This window comes from Vitiosangium sp. GDMCC 1.1324, from assembly GCF_003044305.1.
Taxonomy (GTDB): Bacteria; Myxococcota; Myxococcia; order Myxococcales; family Myxococcaceae; genus Archangium.
On sequence record NZ_PZOX01000038.1, the window covers coordinates 1 to 16,446 of the forward strand.

The following is a 16,446-nucleotide window of genomic DNA, read 5'->3' on the forward strand; positions in this document are numbered from 1 at the left end:
TGCTCGCTGGAGCCGGACGCGGTCGTACCTGGTCAGCCCCCGCTGGGCGGGGCCCAGTGCCTTCCTCATCGGCACACCGTAGGCCCCGCCGCGCTATTGTGTCAGGAACTTTTGCCTACCTACTTAGTACTCCGGAAGGCTCACGGGTGCAGGTGCATCCGGAGCTCCGGACGAGGCCGCTGGAGGTGTTCGGCGCTCTGGCGCGGACTCAGCGGCCCCGAGGAGATGGCCGCACGGGTCACCGAGTCCGGCAGGTGAGATTCGAGCCGGGGCTCCGCATAGAGCTCACGACGGGTGAGAATCATTCCCTCCTGGAGTGGCGGGCAGCGCAGTTGTCGCCCTCCTCGAGCAGCTCGGGCGGGCCTTTCTCGCCCAGGTCGACCTTCTTCCCGGCCCAGGGGCCATGAGGCTGGGTCAGGTGGGTGAGAAAAGACGAAGGGCCTGGAATCTTCGAGGTTTCCCTCTCGATTCCAGGCCCTTCTATTGGCGAGGAGTACGGGACTTGAACCGGTGGGCAGGGCGATAGCAAACCCCAAGCAGGACGCGCTGTTACCCGCTATCGCCCTGATTCTCCTCGGGTTCTTTCTCCCGCCCCGTCCCGCGTTGTTCCCCAGTGTGCCGCCTCGAACCACGCTGGAGGGGCACACTGGCGGCACATGCGGCCCAACAGGGTAAAGCCGCTCACGGACGCGAGCGGCCCGAGTTCCCCGGTCTCGCAGGGCTCACGAGGAGCCCCTGGGAGGCTGACGGTAGCGTGTGCCCTGGCGAGGTGTGGCTGGGGAGGGACAGGTGGGAGAGCGCGGGTGGGAGTACCGGCGGAGGCAGCCGGAGAGGACGGTGCTTGTACGAGGCGGTGAGGGACCACTTGGCCACGCTGCTGGCGGAGGCGAGCGAAGTGGGGCGCGGCCTGCCCCGGTATGTGGAGCGGGACTTCGCCCGGTATCTGGAGTGCGGAGTGCTGGCGCACGGCTTCGCGCGGGTGCGCTGCGGGAGTTGCTGTTGCCGCGCACCTTTGTTGACGGCCGGGTGAGCCGACTGGATGATGGACGCCGGGAAGCCGAGTCGGTTCAAGGCCCTACGACCGTCTGGCGGCGGTGCCCTTCGGGCAGCCTTGAGCCTCCTCAGGTCCCGGCTATGAGGCAACTGTCGATTCTCCGAGGGGAATCTGGTGAGCAGAAGCTCATCATCAGCGGTGACACCTGGCCGAGCACGGTCGTGATGCTTTCCAGTGGTTCCGCGGGCTTCCTGAAGGCGCCCATCAACGAGCTGGTCCGTGGAACGCCGTGGAACCATCAAAGATCGTGCTCGGCAACACTGGAGGACCTGGCTCATGCCTTCCGGAGAAAGGTGGACGACTTCATCGCGCGGTTGCGGGGCTACAAGGCCAGGAGGCTGAACCGATACGAGGCCACCATCCGCAAGGTGCACGCCGAGTCCATTTCGAAGGCGACCACCTTCCTAGCGAAGCTGGATGCGGCCCTCCTCAACAACGAGATGAGCCTTGCCGAGCTTGAGCGCCGACCCTGAGATGCTCGAAGGGCCACTGGTCCTCGTCGGTCACAGCCTTGGTGGTGTGATTATCAAGTCGGCCTTGAATAAAGGCATCCAGCACAGCAATGCATCGCATCACGGGCTCCTGTCCGCCGACACGAAACGCCACGTGCTGGCGTGTGCGCACTCGAAGCACTGCAATGCCAGATCGACTAATCGCCTGCGGTGCTCGTGGAGCTCGAACTCGCTGTCGCGTCATCGCCGCGGGCTATTCGCTCACACGTGTCGCTTCGAACAACTGCCATATGCGCCGCTCCGATTCGTCGAGCAATCTCTCGGTCAGGTTCGCGCTTGCGACGTCGCCATGCTCTTCGCACACGTCATGCGTCTCGCGAAGGTAGGCAGCCAATTGCTGATTGTCATTTCTCAGCTCGGTCAGCATGGCCGAAGGCGTCACGTAGTCCGCGTCGTTGTCGAGCAGCCGCTGCCGCCTCGAGATGTCGCCGATGGAATGCAGCGTACTGGCCCCGATGGCCCTGACGCGCTCGGCGATGCTGGCAGTGGAGGCATGGAGTTGCAGGGCGTGGTCCTGCAACATTGCCTGGTAGTCGCGGAAGTGCGGCCCCGACATGTGCCACCGGAAGTTCATAATCTTGATATGCAGCGCATACACGTCGGCCAGCAGCGCATTCATCGCTGCGGAGATGTCCCGAGTAGCGTCAGCTCCCAGATCGGTAGGCGTATTGAGCGCGGGGCTGTTTCTCATGCCCTGATCTTTGTCAACGTGGTGCGCGCCGTATATCTCGATCAGGCCTCATTTTGTCGAAACAGGACACGACTTCACTGGGCCCGACTCGCGTTCGAGGCGCGCGGTCTACTATGCTTTTGCTCCACAGGAGACAGTGCGATGGCTTCGCGACCTGAATACGACCATGCGCTGGCGACAGCGTTTCGCCTTCCTGATGCACCCCGGTTGGTGACCCGGTCGCTTCACAAGTCAACCATGGCGCTCGCAGAACTGCAGGGTGCGCCTAACCATGGCATGACCTCGGCGGTAATGTATGATGAAGCGGTCCTTGTTCAACTGCGATTGCGAGACTGCCTGCGGTGCGATTACTTCTCCGAAGGACGGCATCTCGAAGGCGTGGATCGGCGAGCCGGTGTGATCCAGATTCATGACCTGCGACGCGATCCTCGCGTCGACTTGCGGGATCCCTTCCACATCATCCATCTGCATCTGCCGTTCAAGGTCCTCAATGGGGTGGCCGAGGAGTTCGGGGCGTCCCCCGTGGACGACCTTCTTGTACAACCCGGCGAATGCTTGCGAGACCCCACCCTGGAACACCTGTTCCAGGCGATCCGCCCCTCGCTCGCAAGGCCGGAAGAGGCAAGTGCGGTTTATGTCGACCATGTCGCTCTCGCGATCAGTGCCCACGTGGTGCAGGCCTACGGCGGTGTGTGCACCGTTAGACGCCCCCCTCGGGGCGGCTTGGCGCCGTGGCAAGAACGGCTCAGCAAAGAGTTGCTCGATGCCAACCTGAACGGAAACATACCCCTGAGCTTTCTGGCGCTGCAATGCGGCCTATCGGTGCGGCATTTCACCCGTGCATTCCGACAGTCCACCGGGGTGCCGCCCCATCGCTATCTGCTCAAGCGTCGCGTGGAACGCGCGCAGCAACTGCTCAAGGATCCCGATCTGTCATTGTCCGATATTGCGCTCGCATGCGGGTTCGCCGATCAGAGCCACTTCACGCGCGTCTTCAGTGCGTCCGTGTCGATGAGCCCCGGGGCGTGGCGCCGAACCTACGTGTCGAAGGCGACAGCGTAAGAGTGCCGTCGGGCGAGACCGAGCACGACCGACGGCATAGCTCGAGTCTACTTCGCTGCGTTCCCTGCCGCTTCCTTGGCGGCGCGTTCGATCAGGGCTGCCACCTCCTTCGGCTTGGACACGTAGATGGCGTGGCTTCCCGATGCCTCGACGACGGTTGAGCCCGCACGTTTGGACATGGCGCGCTGAGCCGGCACTGGAATCATCTTGTCGTCCGTGGCCACCAGGTACCAGCTCGGCTTCACCTTCCATGCAGGAGCGGTGATCGTGCCGTTGAGTGCATCAACACCCCACGGCACCTGCGAGTCGGCCATGAACGCGGCCTTCGCCTTGCCCACATCGGCTGCGAACGAAGCGGCGAACTTGGCCTTGTCCAGCGCCAGATAGCCGTCCTGCGGAGGCAGGATCGGCGGCACTGGAGCGCCGGGTGCCGGGTTCGCGATCAGCGAGTTGACGGACTCGCCCTTGTCTGGCGCGAAAGCCGCGATGTAGACCAGCCCTGCGACGTTGGGATGCGTGCCGGCCTCAGTGATAACGACGCCACCATACGAGTGTCCCACGAGGATGACCGGGCTCTTCTGCGCGTCGAGTACACGCTTGGTGAACGCGACGTCCTCGGCGAGCGATTTGGTTGGGTTCTGCACGACAGTGACCGAATAGCCGTCCTTCGTGAGGAACTGGTGAACTCCTTCCCAGCCGGATCCGTCAACAAACCCCCCGTGGACGAGAACGATCGAAAACAAGGCTCCTGAGATGCCTGCCATTTCAGACTCCTAGTTGGATGGTGATGCGTAGCGCGGCGTCGGTCAGAAGCTCTTGGCGCTCTTCTGAAATGCACGCTCTACAGAGAGAAATACTCGGCGAGCGCGCAGAGCACGTCATGAAAGCTGCGGCCATGAATTGAACGATCGAGCCACTGATTACGCCCACGGGGCCGCTCTCGGCCGCCACCATGCCTACAGCAGACGCTCCTGCACCGTGTGGATGTCTGATAGCGGATTTCAGTTGAATGTGAGCCTGCCCCGGTTTTGTGGACACACCTCATAAGTCGGCTACACGGGAGGTAGTGTTCATGGAGCGAAGGAAGAGGCGGAGTTTCACCCCGGAGTTCAGGGCCGATGCGGTCCGGCTGGTGCGTGAGGGCGGCAAGAGCTTGCCCCAGGTGGCCAAGGACCTGGACCTGACCGAGTCGGCCCTGCGCAACTGGGTACGCGAGACCGACGGCGACAAGGGCAAGGAGCTGGCAGGCGCGCTCTCCACGGCCGAGCGGGAGGAGCTGGTCAGGCTGCGCAAGGAAGTGCGCCATCTGGAGATGGAGCGTGACTTCTTAAAAAAAGCGGCGGCCTTCTTCGCGAAGGAGACCTCGAAGTGAAATTCGAGTTCATCGAGGCGGAGAAGGCTCATTTTCCCGTGGATTTCATGTGCCAGCAGTTGGGCGTCTCGCGCTCGGGCTACTATGCCTGGAAGGAGCGCCCGGAGTCCGAGCGGCACAAGGAGGACCGGGCCCTGGCCGAGGTAGTGACGGAGGAGCATAAGGAGAGCCGCGGCACGTACGGTAGCCCCCGCGTGCATGCCGAGCTGCGTGCCCGTGGGCAGCGCGTGAGCCGCAAGCGCGTGGCCCGCCTCATGCGCCAGCAAGAGCTGGCGGCTCGGGCTTGGCCCCGGGTGATGGAGTGGGTTTGGTTCCGAGGTTGGCTGAGCCACACCCGGCGAGGAGCACCATCAGTACGGCCGTCCAGCCCAGCTTCATGGGAATTCCCCGTGGCGATGGCCACCCCCCTGATAGGAAACCGAATCGGGGGAATACCCAATGGGGCTGACAACTCCAGGTGCTCGCATGCTCGCCGCTCTCAGCGGTGAAAGACGCGGCCATCGGCCTGCTCGACGCGGCGGGCGCCCCGCTTTCTGGAGACATCCTGGAGACGGGCTCCGCGACGAAGGGAAAGGCAGGTGGGGAGAAAGACGAAGGGCCCGGAACCTTGCGATTCCAGGCCCTTCTATTGGCGAGGAGTACGGGACTTGAACCCGTGGCCTCCGGCGTGACAGGCCGGCGTTCTAACCAACTGAACTAACTCCCCACGACACTGCTCTTGCCACTACCACGACTGCTGCTTGGGCGGAACAGGGATTGAACCTGTGACCCTCGCCTTGTAAGGGCGACGCTCTACCGCTGAGCTATCCGCCCCTCGCTTGCGTCACCGCGTTGCGACGGGGCGGCCTTGTATCGGCCACCATCGTCACTGTCAAGCATACGTTTTCGAGGGACGGATCATTCCGCCAGCTCCTGACTGGAACGTTGACCCTGGCGACTGCACCTGACAACACCCTCTCACCGCCCGCTCCCCGAGGGAGAGGGGGCAGACATGGAGCCCACCCCTTGAACGACCGCCTCCTCCGCGCCGCTCGCCGCCAGCCCACGGACACCACGCCCGTATGGCTCATGCGCCAGGCCGGCCGCTACCTCCCCGAGTACCGCGCGGTGCGCGGCACCATCGGCTTCCTGGACCTCTGCAAGAACCCGGACCTCGCCGCGGAGGTGACGGTCCAGCCCATCACACGGCTGGGGGTGGATGCCGCCATCATCTTCTCGGACATCCTCATCCCCGTGGAGGCCATGGGCATCGAGCTGGAGCTCGGGGACAAGGGGCCGCACTTCCCCAACCCCGTCCGCACCGCCGCGGACATCGAGCGGCTCGGCGTTCCCGATCCCGTCCAGGGCACTGGCTTCGTCGCCGAGGCCATCCGCCGCACCCGGCGTGCGCTCAACGACTCGGTGCCCGTCATCGGCTTCTCCGGAGCGCCCTTCACGCTCGCCGCGTACATGGTCGAGGGCGGCGGCTCCAAGAGCTACATCCTCATCAAGCGGCTGCTCTTCGAGCAGCCGAAGCTGGCGCACACGCTCTTCCAGAAGCTGACCGACACGCTCATCCCGTACCTGCAGATGCAGGTGGAGGCGGGCGCGAGCATCGTGCAGATCTTCGACTCGTGGGGTGGTGAGCTCTCTCCCTGGGACTACGAGCGCTTCTGTATTCCGTACCTCACACGCATGGTGAAGGAGGTGCAGGCCAAGGGGGTGCCCGTCATCGTCTTCGGCACGGGCATGTCCAACCACCTGCCGCTGCTCAAGCGCACGGGCGCGGACGTGATCGGGCAGGACTGGCGCACCCCGATCGACGAGGCCCGGCGCGTGCTCGGGCCGGACGTGGCCGTGCAGGGCAACCTGGATCCGTTGCACCTCTTCCTGCCGCGCGAGGAGCTGGAGCAGCGCGTGGTGGACATCCTCCGGCGCGCGGGGCCCGTGGGGCACATCTTCAACCTGGGCCACGGCATCCTCCCGCCCACGGATCCGGACGCCGCGAAGTTCCTGGTGGACGCCGTGCACAAGCACGGCGCCGCACTCCGCCAGGGCACCTGATGGCATGACCCCGTGAGTCAACCGGGGATGTCAGGGTCCTCCGGTAGGGTGGCGTGAGAGGGGTTGGGGAAGGGGACGGGGCCGTGACGGACGAGGGCAGGAGCGGCGAGTACCAGCGCAGGGTGCTCGCGCTCGATCATTCAGGGTTGCTGGCGTTGTGGGGGCATCTTCGGGCGGGCGTCTCGCCTCCCGATTGGCCCGGCGGTGTGCTGCTGGAGTTCCTCATCCTCCGGGCCTTCCAGTTGGAAGGAGCCGAGGTGACCTGGCCGTACCGGGTCTACCAGGCGGGGGTCCTCCTGGAGCAGATCGATGGAATCATCTATTTCGATGGGGTGTCCTGTCTGGTAGAGTCAAAGGACGTGACCAGACCGGTAGATGCCATTGCCATCGTCAAACTGAAGTCGCAGCTTCTGCGCCGCCCACGAACGACCATGGGGGCGGTGTTCAACACGGGCAGGTTCTCGGCGACGGCGCTGTCGTTGGCTCGGATGCTGCCGCCGCCGGATGTGTTCCTGTGGGAGGGCGCGGAGATCGATTTTGCCCTCCAGGGTCAACGGCTCCTCGAGGGGATGAGGAGAAAGCTGCGGCACGCGGTGGAAACGGGGTTCGCGGATTTGAATCTGGTGGAAGGGAGGAACGCCCGATGAGTGCGGTCATCGTGACCACGGGGGCTGTGGCTGGGGGACTTTTCGAACGCATGGTGGCCTGTCATCCCCGTTTGCGTGATCGAGGAGTCCGGGTTCGGACGGTCATGGGGGGTGGGGGCGCTCTCTCTTCGGCGCGGACCATCCTCGTGCTCCGGCGCGAGCCAGTGGCCGTGGTGTGCGATGCGGACACGCTCGCGCCAGACGTGATGGCGGAGCAGCGCGGCTTGATGGAATACATGCTGGGGGAGGCAGGGCCTCTGAGTGAATGGCGGGTCCTGCTGATCGCTCCCGAGGTCGCGATGCTCCTCTTCCGGGACGAGCAACTGCTGCGTTCCCTGGTGCCGGTGAGTCCCTCGTTCGAGCAGCTCATCCGAGGCCGCTACGAGCCCAACCGGGTGCTCGCCGAGCTCTTCGCGCAAGCGGGCGAGCAGCCCTTTCCCGACGTCCTCGTGCGCCGCCTCGAGCAGGCAGACTTGTCCTCGCTGTGGGCCGCCCCGGAGCTCCGGCCCTTGGAGGCATTCCTGCTCGAAAAGTCGGCTGCTCAACACCCGGGCGCCGCGCCCTGAGCCTGCTCTCCGAGGAGGCGAGGGACATCGGTTCCGCTCCATTGACTCTAGAGTCAATCTCCCGTTGACGCGATGCGCCACGGGCCATTAGATGCGCCTCACCACGCAGGGAAGGTGAGGAGCACATGGCACGCGAGAAGCAGCGCAACGGTCACCGGCGAGTGGCCATCGTCCGCGGATTGCGGACGCCGTTCGTGAAGGCGGGAAGCGAGTTCGCGAAGCTCACCGCGCTGGACCTGGGCCGTATGGTGGTCCAAGAGCTGGTGCAGCGCGCGGAGATCGATCCCAACGACATCGACCAGGTGGTGTTCGGCCAGGTCATCCCCACGCTGACCGCGCCGTCCATCGCGCGCGAGGTGGTGCTGGCCGCGGGGCTGCCGCGCAAGATTGAAGCATTCACCGTGGCGCGCGCCTGTGCCACGTCCATCCAGGCGATGACAACCGCGGCCAACGCCATCGCGGTGGGCGAGGCGGACGTGGTCATCGCTGGCGGCACCGAGTCCATGTCGGATGCGCCCATCTTCACCAGCCGTCCGCTGGCCCAGGCGCTCGTGGCGGCCTCCAAGGCGCGCAGCCTCGCGGAGAAGCTCAAGGCCTTCCAGACGCTCAAGCCGCGCGACCTGGTGCCGGTGCCCCCGGCCATCGCCGAGTACTCCACCGGCCTCACCATGGGCGAGAGCGCGGAGAAGATGGCCAAGGAGAACGGCATCTCCCGCGAGGAGCAGGATCGCATCGCGCTCGCCTCGCACCACAACGCCGCGCGCGCCTGGAAGGAGGGCTTCTTCGACGCCCAGGTGATGCACGTGGTGGTGCCGCCGAAGTACGAGAAGGTGTCGCAGAAGGACAACATCGTCCGCGAGGACACGAGCCTGGAGGCGCTCTCCCAGCTCAAGCCCGTGTTCGACCGCAAGTACGGTTCCATCACCGCGGGCAACTCCTCTCCGCTCACCGACGGCGCCGGTGCGCTGCTGCTGATGAGCGAGGAGCGGGCGCGGGCGCTCGGCCTGGAGCCGCTCGGCTACCTGCGCGCCCATGCCTATGCCGCCACGGATCCGGGAGGTCAGCTTCTCCAGGGGCCGGCGTACGCGGCCCCCATCGCGCTGCAGCGCGCGGGCATGAAGCTCTCCGACATCGACCTGGTGGAGATGCACGAGGCGTTCGCCGCCCAGGTGGCCAGCAACATCCAGGCGCTGGCCTCCAAGGACTTCGCCCAGAAGGCCGGCTGGAGCGCGCCGGTGGGCGAGGTGGATCGCACGCGGCTCAACCTGTCGGGTGGCTCCATCTCCATCGGCCATCCCTTTGGGGCCACGGGGGCGCGCATCGTCACCCAGGCCCTGCATGAGCTGAAGCGTCAGAACAAGAACACGGTGCTGTGCACCGTCTGCGCCGCCGGTGGCCTTGGGGCCGCGGTGGTCCTGGAGCGTGCGTGATGGCTGCGATGATTGCTCAGGAGCTCGAGGCGAAGCAGGGCTTCACCTACCACGTCGAGGATGGTGTCGCGCTCGTCGTGATCGATCAGCCGGGCGAGCCGGTGAATACGCTCTCCCCCGAGACGGGTGAGGTGTTCGCGTCGCTGCTCAACCGCGCGGAGAAGGATCCGGCGGTGAAGGCGGTCGTCTTCACCTCCGGCAAGAAGGACAACTTCGTGGCCGGAGCGAAGATCGACTTCCTCCAGACCATCAAGTCGGCCGCCGAGGCCACTGCCGTCTCGCGCCAGGGACAGCAGGGCTTCGATCGGCTGGATGCGTTCCCCAAGCCGGTGGTGGCGGCCATCCACGGCGCGTGCCTGGGCGGAGGCCTGGAGTGGGCGCTCGCCTGTGACTACCGCATCGCGACCGACAGTCCGAAGACGACGCTCGGGTTGCCCGAGACGCAGCTCGGTCTCATTCCCGGCGCGGGTGGCACCCAGCGGCTGTCGGCCCTCATCGGCGTGCAGGCCGCGTTGGATCTCATCCTCACCGGCAAGAACGTGAAGCCGTCCAAGGCGAAGAAGCTGGGCCTGGTGGATGAGGTGGTACCCGCGCCCATCCTCCGCGCCGTGGCCGTGCGCCGGGCCCGCGAGCTGGCCGAGGGCATGCTGAAGGTGGAGCGTTCTCGGGGCCAGGGCCTCAAGGCCGTGGCGCAGCAGGGCAAGAAGGGCCTGGGCGGTCTGCTGTTGGGGCTGACCAACAAGGAGATGTGGACCGAGGTCGCGCTCGAGGACAACCCGGTGGGCCGGAAGATCCTCTTCGACCAGGCGCGCAAGCAGCTGCGCAAGAAGACGCGCGGCAAGTACCCGGCGCCGGAGAAGGCGCTCGAGGCCATCCGCATCGGCGTGGAGTCCGGCCGCGCGGCGGGTCTGGAGGCCGAGGCGAAGTTCTTCGGCGAGCTGGTGGTGTCCGATGTCTCCAAGCAGTTGGTGGAGATCTTCTTCGCCACCACGGCGCTCAAGAAGGAGAACGGCACGGCCAACGCGGACGTGAAGCCGCGCGAGGTGAAGAAGGTGGGCGTGCTCGGCGGCGGGCTGATGGGCGGAGGCATCGCCTATGTCAGCTCGGCGTTGCAGGGCGTGCCGGTGCGCGTGAAGGACAAGGACGATGCCGGCGTGGGCCGCGCCCTCAAGCAGGTGCAGAGCATCTACGACGAGCGGGTGAAGAAGCGCTCGCTCACGTGGCGCGAGGCGGCCGCGAAGATGGCGCTCGTCACCGGCGGCACCGGCTACGAGGGCTTCAAGAACGTGGACGTGGTCATCGAGGCCGTCTTCGAGGACCTGGCCCTCAAGCACCGCATCATCGGCGAGGTGGAGGCCGTCACCCGCGAGGACTGCATCTTCGCCTCCAACACCTCCAGCATCCCCATCACCGAGCTGGCCAAGGGCTCCAAGCGGCCCGCGCAGGTGATTGGCATGCATTACTTCAGCCCGGTGAACAAGATGCCGCTGCTGGAGATCATCACCCACAAGGGCACCGCCGATTGGGTGACGGCCACCTGCGTGGAGGTGGGCAAGAAGCAGGGCAAGACGGTCATCGTCGTCAATGACGGGCCGGGCTTCTACACCTCGCGCATCCTCGCGCCGTACATGAACGAGGCCGCGCACCTGCTGGCAGATGGTGCCGACATCGCCGAGCTGGACAAGGCGCTCGTCGAGTTCGGCTTCCCCGTGGGCCCCATCACCCTGCTGGACGAGGTGGGCATCGACGTGGCGCAGAAGGTGGGCCCCATCATGGAGGCCGCCTTCGGCAAGCGCATGTCCGCGCCCAGGGCCCTGGAGAAGGTGGTGGCCGATGGCCGCCTGGGCCGCAAGAACAAGAAGGGTTTCTATACCTACGACGGCAAGAAGAAGAAGGAGGTGGATGCCTCCGTCTACGAACTGCTGCCGCACGGGAAGAACCGCAAGAACATCGACGCGCGCGAGATGGCCGAGCGGTGCGCCCTGCAGATGGTGAATGAGGCCGTGCGCTGCCTGGGCGAGGGGATTCTGCGCAGCGCGCGCGACGGCGACGTGGGGGCCATCTTCGGCCTCGGCTTCCCGCCGTTCCTCGGAGGCCCCTTCCGCTACGCGGACAGCATTGGCCCCGCGGAGCTGCTGCGGCGCCTGGAGCACTACCAGGACAAGTACGGCGAGCGCTTCACCCCCGCGCCGTCCCTGGTGGAGATGGTGAAGGCGGGCAAGACGTTCTACCCGCGCTAGTCGCTCGCGCCGGGAGGGCAGGGGGCCGTGCGACCCCTCCTTCCGGTTTTGGTACGGCGGGAGGCTCCGCGCCAGGGGAGCCTCCCGCTTCTGCTTCGCGTCAGTCGTCGAGCGCAGGCAGCACGCTCACCTTGAGCGAGCTCGGGTGCGCCGCCGAGCGGTACACGCGGTGGAAGGCGCGCACGAAGTCCTCGTCCTTCGCCTCGAAGATGTTGGGCACGAACGTCTGCGGGTTCCGGTCGATGAAGGGGAACCAACTCGACTGCACCTGGATCATCACCCGGTGCCCGCGCTTGAAGGTGTGGAAGACGTCGTTGATGGTGAAGCGCACCTTCGTCACCTCGCCCGGCTTGAAGGGCTTGGGCTCGCTGTAGCTGTCGCGGAAGCGGCCGCGGAACGGCTCGCCGCGCACCAGCGTCTGCTGGTGGCCCCGGTCTCGCTTGCCTTCGTCGTCATCACCCCTCGAGCCGCCCGGCATCTTGCCGGGGTTCTCGTCGATGAGCTTCACCACCCAGTCCGCGTCGGTGCCGGTGGTGGAGACCCACAGCTCCGCTTCCAGCGGGCCCGCCAGCGTGAGGTCCTTCGTCAGCGGCTCCGTCTGGTAGACGAGCACGTCCGGGCGGCGCGCCGCGAAGCGCTGGTCCTCGGTCATGTAGCCCTTGGCCCAACCCGTCGTGAGCTCCATCGTGTAGGGCACCGGCTTGTTCGGATCGCTCACGTACTCGTCGAAGGACTCCTCGGCGGCCGTGGGCTCCTTGAAGGCGAGGGCGCCCTTCGGCTGGAAGTAGAGCCGTTGCTCGCGCACCTGCTTGGGCGGCCACGTGTCGAAGCGCCGCCAGCGGTTGGCGCCCGTCTCGAACACCAGGGCCTCGGGCAGGTCGGGTTTGTCGCCTCCCTTGAGGTGGTGCTTGAAGAAGGAGAACTCCAACTCCTGGTAGACAGCGTTCGTCTGGAAGCCGAACTCGGCGTCGCCCAGCGCGGTGCCGTCCGTGCGGTTCCAGCCGCCATGCGGCCAGGGTCCCATGACGAGCGTGTTGGAGATGCCCGGGTTCTGCTTCTCGATGGCGCCGTAGGTCCGCAGGGGGCCGTAGAGGTCCTCGGTGTCGTACCAGCCGCCCACCACCATCACCGCCGCCTTGATGTTCTTGAGGTGCGGCAGGAGATTGCGCGACTGCCAGAAGGCGTCGTAGTTGGGGTGCGCGGACAGGTCCTTCCAGAACGAGACGTCCCCCTTGAAGTAGCGCGAGTCCGCGTTGCCCAGCGGGCCCAGGTCCAGGAAGAACTGGTAGCCGTCCGGCGTGCCGTGATCGAAGCGCCTCCAGTCCTCGCTGTCGGTCGGCTGCGGCCGGGGCCTGCCGAAGCCCGCGAAGAAGTCGAACGCGAGCACTAGGTTGAAGGCGCCGTGCCGGTGCATGTCGTCCCAGAACCAATCAGCGATGGGCGCCTGCGGCGACACCGCCTTGAGCGCCGGGTGCGAGTCGATGGCGCCCGCCGACGTGTAGTAGCCGGGATAGGAGATGCCCCACTGGCCCACGCGGCCGTTGTTGCCCGGCACGTTCTTCACCAGCCAGTCGATGGTGTCGTAGGTGTCGGTGCTCTCGTCGATGTCCTTGGGCCCGCTCTTCTTGGCGACGTGCGGGCGCATGTTGACGAACTCGCCCTCGGACATGTGCTGGCCGCGCACGTCCTGGAAGGCGAAGATGAAGCCGTCCTTCTCGTACTGCGCGTTGGGCCCGAGCTTGCGCGCGTACCGGTCCAGCCCGTAGGGCGCCACGGTGTAGGGCGTGCGCGTGAGCAGGACGGGGTACGTCTTCCCAGGACGCGCGTCGTTGGGGACGTAGACGGCCGTGAACAGCCGCGTGCCGTCGCGCATGGGAATCCGGTACTCGAACTTCGTGTAGTGCGAGCGGATGTAGTCGGCGCGCTCTTGAGTGTCGCCGTAGGGCTGCTGGGGCTTTGCTGCCTGGGCTCTCGCGGGGCCTGCGAGCACGGCAAGCACGAGCACCATGAGGCTGCGGAACGTGGAGTGCATGCACTCTCCTGGTGGGGGAGGCCGGCATTGTCGGCGAACGGTGGCGGTGCGGAAAGCATCACGTGACGCAGCAGGGCAAGGAGCCATGCGTCCGCACTCCGGGTCCGAGGTCCTTCTTCCTCGGGTCTTGACCCTGGCGCGGTTCTGGACGAAGCCTGCGCCGCATGCCCCTCTCCGCCTCACGTACCCTGGCCGTCGTCATCCTGGCCGCCGTCATCGCTTGTGCGGCGGCGGCCGGCGCCGGGGCCTGGCGTTTCCATCACAAGAACCCGAAGGCCCCCGTGGTGCGGCTCGACGAGTACGTGGTGATGGGCTGGGTGGGCTGGGACTCCAGTTGGTACATGCGCATCGCCCAGGATGGGTACGAGTACACGCCCGGCCAGCAGAGCTCGGTGGCCTTCTTCCCGCTCTACCCGCTGGCCATCCGCGCCATGGAGCAGCTCGGCCCGGACGTGTACCAGGCGGGAGTGCTCGTCACCCTGCTCTGTGGCCCGCTCGCGCTCCTGCTCTTCGCGCGATGGGCCCGGATGCGGGTGGAGGATGAGACCACCGCGCTCCATGCCGGGTTGCTGCTCGCCCTGTACCCCTTCACCTTCTTCCTCTACGGCGTGATGTACTCCGACGCGCTCTTCCTCCTGCTGGTGGTGGGCGCCTTCCTCCTGCTGGAGAAGGGCCACCTGGTGCCGGCGGTCCTGCTCGGCGCGGTGGCGACGGCGGCACGGCCGGTGGCGCCCGCGGTGGTGCTGGGTCTGCTCGCCCGCCGGCTCGAGTGGAAGCGCGAGCGGGGAGAGCGCTGGAGCGCCATCGACCTGTTGCCCGTCCTGTCCGCGCTCGGCTTCGGCCTCTACATGCTCTACCTCGGGGAGCGGTTCGGCGCGCCGTTCGCCTTCGCCGATGTCCAGGTGGGGTGGGGACAGGCTCCGGGTTGGGAGTCGTGGCTGAAGCTGCACTGGTTCCACACCGTCTTCTCTCATGAGACCAACGCCGAGACCCGCATCCGGCTCTGCGTCCACGCGCTGTTGACGGTGGGGGCGCTCGCGCTGGTGTGGCCCACGTTCCGGCGGCTGGGGTGGGGCTATGGCGTGTTCTGCGCCGTCCTCGTCGGCATCCCCACCGTGGCGACCAAGGACTTCATGGGCATGGGGCGCTACCTCATCTCCGCCTTCCCCCTCTTCCTCACCCTCGCGCTGTTGCTGCGCGACCACCCGCGTGTGCGGCACGCTCTGCTCGCCGCGGGCGCCGTGTCGCTCGTCGTCCTGTCCGCCGCCTTCGGCCTGGACCACTACATCTCATGAACGCTCCCCTCGCTCCGGCACTCGCACTGTTTTCCCACCTCCCGCCGGGCGAGCGCTTCCACGTCCACGCCCGCGCCTTCTCCGCACCGCTAGAGGCCGTCGCCGCCCGTGTACCTCCAGGTGGTGCCGTGGCCGACATGGGCTGTGGCCACGGGCTGCTCTCCGCGCTCCTCGCCCTGGGGGACTCCCGCCGCATCGTGCATGGGGTCGATCCCGACCCACGCAAAATCGAGTGGGCCCGCCAGGGTCCCGGCCGCCTGCCCAACGTGAGGACCGAGGTGGGCACCGTGGAGTCGCTCGCCGAGCGTCTCCCCGGCCACTTCGACGCGGTGGTGGTGTGCGATGTCCTCTACCTGCTCGCCGTGGAGCGTTGGCCCGGCTTCCTCCGCGAGGTCCGGCGGTTGCTGCGTCCGGGAGGGCGGCTCCTGTTGAAGGAGGCCGAGGGAGACCGCTCCTGGAAGCACTTCAAGTGCCTCGCGCAGGAGGTGGTGATGGTGAAGCTGCTCGGCCGGACGAAGGCGGGGGGAGCGCTCGGGCTCCAGCCCCGCGATGCGGTGGAGGCGATGCTTCGCCAGGCCCACCTCACCCCACTGGAGACGGTGGTGCTGGGCGAGGGCTACTCCACGCCCCACATCCTCTACGTGGCCGAGGCCCGGGACGTGGGAGCGGCCAGCGCGCCGTAGGTGGCCAGCTCCACGCCGAGCCGCTCGATGCACGCTCGCACCCGGGGGCTGGTGAGCGCATCCAGCTCGGACTGCCAGCCGTAGGTCCAGCCCGGGTCCTCCGGCACGTGCGGGCGGCCCTCGCCCGGGTGGCAGCCCAGCTCGAAGTCTCCCGAGGGCAGCGACTCCAGCAAGGCGAGCAGGGCGGACTCGGTGAGTTGGCCCGCCTCGAAGACACCGCCCGCGCTCACGCGCCGCACTCCGGGCATCGGCCCTGGTGCGGCACGGGCCAGCAGCGTCAGCAACGACGTCTTCACCGCGGGCCCGGGAGCCCGCAGCCACGACACCCGGGGAAGCCGGTCGGGCCAGCGCAGGGGCAGGTCCTCGCGCCGGGCCAGGGCCTCCACCAGCGGACGCACGCCCGGGAGCAGGTGCAGATGCTGGTGGGCGTCCAGGTGGTCCACCTCCACGCCGAGCGTCCGAGCGCGCATCACCTGTGCAGCCAGCTCCAGCTCCAACTCCTCACGGCGTACCTGTCCGGTGAGCCAGGCCCGGGCGAAGTCCGCCCAGCTCGCACGCAGGTGCCCACCCGGGGCGACCGTGGGAACGTGCGAAGCGGGAGCCGCCGGGGGCAGCCGGGTGGAGAGGGCCAGGTGCACGCCCAGGGCGAGTCCCTGTGCCCGGGCCCGGGCCACCGCTTCGGGCGCGCCGGGGCCCATCACCAGCACGGTCGCGCTGGTGACGATGCCCTCGCGATGCGCCCGGAGGATGCCCGCGTCCAGGGCCGGGTGCAGCCCGAGGTCGTCCGCGTTGACGACGAGCCGCGTGCGAGCCACCGCT

Annotated in this window: 14 protein-coding genes, 2 tRNA genes and 1 pseudogene; 10 read left to right on the forward strand and 7 right to left on the reverse strand. The window is 66.9% G+C overall.

Features of this window, described 5'->3' with window-relative positions:
• Positions 1-140: 140 nt before the first annotated feature.
• Positions 141-305, reverse strand: coding sequence for a hypothetical protein (locus DAT35_RS59645; protein ID WP_158502361.1), 165 nt, complete (start codon positions 303-305; stop codon positions 141-143).
• Positions 306-1,134: 829 nt separating this feature from the next.
• Between DAT35_RS59645 and DAT35_RS55100 the strand changes: the two genes are divergently transcribed.
• Positions 1,135-1,527, forward strand: coding sequence for a hypothetical protein (locus tag DAT35_RS55100; RefSeq protein ID WP_108077521.1), 393 nt, complete (start codon positions 1,135-1,137; stop codon positions 1,525-1,527).
• A gap of 232 nt (positions 1,528-1,759) precedes the next feature.
• Here the strand turns inward: DAT35_RS55100 and DAT35_RS55105 are convergent, their stop codons facing one another.
• The gene (locus DAT35_RS55105) at positions 1,760-2,257 is read right to left on the reverse strand and encodes a Dps family protein (RefSeq protein WP_108077522.1); all 498 of its coding nucleotides are present in this window, start codon (positions 2,255-2,257) and stop codon (positions 1,760-1,762) included.
• 141 nt (positions 2,258-2,398) lie between these two features.
• On the opposite strand from DAT35_RS55105, the gene DAT35_RS55110 reads away from it, so the two are divergent.
• Positions 2,399-3,319 carry an AraC family transcriptional regulator gene (locus DAT35_RS55110; RefSeq protein ID WP_158502363.1) on the forward strand — a complete coding sequence of 307 codons (921 nt, stop codon included), beginning with the start codon at positions 2,399-2,401 and terminating at the stop codon, positions 3,317-3,319.
• Positions 3,320-3,366: 47 nt separating this feature from the next.
• Here the strand turns inward: DAT35_RS55110 and DAT35_RS55115 are convergent, their stop codons facing one another.
• Positions 3,367-4,083, reverse strand: coding sequence for an alpha/beta fold hydrolase (locus tag DAT35_RS55115; protein ID WP_108077523.1), 717 nt, complete (start codon positions 4,081-4,083; stop codon positions 3,367-3,369).
• Between the two features lie 308 nt (positions 4,084-4,391).
• On the opposite strand from DAT35_RS55115, the pseudogene DAT35_RS61655 reads away from it, so the two are divergent.
• Positions 4,392-4,972, forward strand: a pseudogene (locus DAT35_RS61655) (IS3 family transposase); the annotation flags it as partial.
• Positions 4,973-5,320: 348 nt separating this feature from the next.
• On the opposite strand, the gene DAT35_RS55135 reads toward DAT35_RS61655, so the two are convergent.
• Positions 5,321-5,397: transfer RNA gene (locus DAT35_RS55135), tRNA-Asp, on the reverse strand.
• A 35-nt stretch (positions 5,398-5,432) separates the two neighbouring features.
• Positions 5,433-5,504, reverse strand: a tRNA-Val gene (locus tag DAT35_RS55140).
• Positions 5,505-5,696: 192 nt separating this feature from the next.
• On the opposite strand from DAT35_RS55140, the gene hemE reads away from it, so the two are divergent.
• From hemE to fadJ, 5 genes are all read left to right on the forward strand, one after another.
• Entirely contained in the window at positions 5,697-6,734 is a 1,038-nt protein-coding gene (gene hemE / locus DAT35_RS55145) for a uroporphyrinogen decarboxylase (protein ID WP_108077527.1), read from the forward strand.
• Positions 6,735-6,817: 83 nt separating this feature from the next.
• A complete protein-coding gene (locus DAT35_RS55150) occupies positions 6,818-7,381 on the forward strand; it encodes a hypothetical protein (protein WP_108077528.1) in 564 nt (187 codons plus the stop codon).
• A 146-nt stretch (positions 7,382-7,527) separates the two neighbouring features.
• Positions 7,528-7,947 carry a hypothetical protein gene (locus DAT35_RS55155; protein WP_146210291.1) on the forward strand — a complete coding sequence of 140 codons (420 nt, stop codon included), beginning with the start codon at positions 7,528-7,530 and terminating at the stop codon, positions 7,945-7,947.
• Between the two features lie 125 nt (positions 7,948-8,072).
• A complete protein-coding gene (gene fadI, locus DAT35_RS55160) occupies positions 8,073-9,377 on the forward strand; it encodes an acetyl-CoA C-acyltransferase FadI (RefSeq protein ID WP_108077530.1) in 1,305 nt (434 codons plus the stop codon).
• The gene (fadJ, locus tag DAT35_RS55165; RefSeq protein ID WP_108077531.1) at positions 9,377-11,617 is read left to right on the forward strand and encodes a fatty acid oxidation complex subunit alpha FadJ; all 2,241 of its coding nucleotides are present in this window, start codon (positions 9,377-9,379) and stop codon (positions 11,615-11,617) included. Before fadI ends, fadJ begins: the two co-directional genes overlap by 1 nt.
• 100 nt (positions 11,618-11,717) lie before the next feature.
• On the opposite strand, the gene DAT35_RS55170 is transcribed toward fadJ, so the two are convergent.
• On the reverse strand, positions 11,718-13,649 hold the full coding sequence (locus DAT35_RS55170; protein ID WP_108077532.1) for a CocE/NonD family hydrolase: 1,932 nt from the start codon (positions 13,647-13,649) through the stop codon (positions 11,718-11,720).
• A 164-nt stretch (positions 13,650-13,813) separates the two neighbouring features.
• Between DAT35_RS55170 and DAT35_RS55175 the strand changes: the two genes are divergently transcribed.
• Complete coding sequence (locus tag DAT35_RS55175) at positions 13,814-14,944, forward strand: mannosyltransferase family protein (protein ID WP_108077533.1); 1,131 nt, start codon at positions 13,814-13,816, stop codon at positions 14,942-14,944.
• The gene (locus DAT35_RS55180; protein WP_108077534.1) at positions 14,941-15,627 is read left to right on the forward strand and encodes a trans-aconitate 2-methyltransferase; all 687 of its coding nucleotides are present in this window, start codon (positions 14,941-14,943) and stop codon (positions 15,625-15,627) included. The genes DAT35_RS55175 and DAT35_RS55180 overlap by 4 nt, the downstream gene beginning before the upstream one ends.
• Here the strand turns inward: DAT35_RS55180 and DAT35_RS55185 are convergent.
• Positions 15,582-16,442, reverse strand: coding sequence for a carbohydrate deacetylase (locus DAT35_RS55185; RefSeq protein WP_108077535.1), 861 nt, complete (start codon positions 16,440-16,442; stop codon positions 15,582-15,584). The two genes, DAT35_RS55180 and DAT35_RS55185, sit on opposite strands and share 46 nt — an antisense overlap.
• Positions 16,443-16,446 lie beyond the last annotated feature (4 nt).

What these genes read in the sequence shown, in the direction of transcription:
- DAT35_RS55180 (WP_108077534.1), top strand. Translation starts at nt 14,941, where the DNA reads ATGAACGCTCCCCTCGCTCCGGCACTCGCACTGTTTTCCCACCTCCCG.
- DAT35_RS55110 (WP_158502363.1), top strand. Translation starts at nt 2,399, where the DNA reads ATGGCTTCGCGACCTGAATACGACCATGCGCTGGCGACAGCGTTTCGC.
- DAT35_RS59645 (WP_158502361.1), bottom strand. Translation starts at nt 305, where the DNA reads ATGATTCTCACCCGTCGTGAGCTCTATGCGGAGCCCCGGCTCGAATCT.
- DAT35_RS55175 (WP_108077533.1), top strand. Translation starts at nt 13,814, where the DNA reads ATGCCCCTCTCCGCCTCACGTACCCTGGCCGTCGTCATCCTGGCCGCC.
- DAT35_RS55100 (WP_108077521.1), top strand. Translation starts at nt 1,135, where the DNA reads ATGAGGCAACTGTCGATTCTCCGAGGGGAATCTGGTGAGCAGAAGCTC.
- DAT35_RS55115 (WP_108077523.1), bottom strand. Translation starts at nt 4,083, where the DNA reads ATGGCAGGCATCTCAGGAGCCTTGTTTTCGATCGTTCTCGTCCACGGG.
- fadJ (WP_108077531.1), top strand. Translation starts at nt 9,377, where the DNA reads ATGGCTGCGATGATTGCTCAGGAGCTCGAGGCGAAGCAGGGCTTCACC.
- DAT35_RS55170 (WP_108077532.1), bottom strand. Translation starts at nt 13,649, where the DNA reads ATGCACTCCACGTTCCGCAGCCTCATGGTGCTCGTGCTTGCCGTGCTC.
- fadI (WP_108077530.1), top strand. Translation starts at nt 8,073, where the DNA reads ATGGCACGCGAGAAGCAGCGCAACGGTCACCGGCGAGTGGCCATCGTC.
- DAT35_RS55105 (WP_108077522.1), bottom strand. Translation starts at nt 2,257, where the DNA reads ATGAGAAACAGCCCCGCGCTCAATACGCCTACCGATCTGGGAGCTGAC.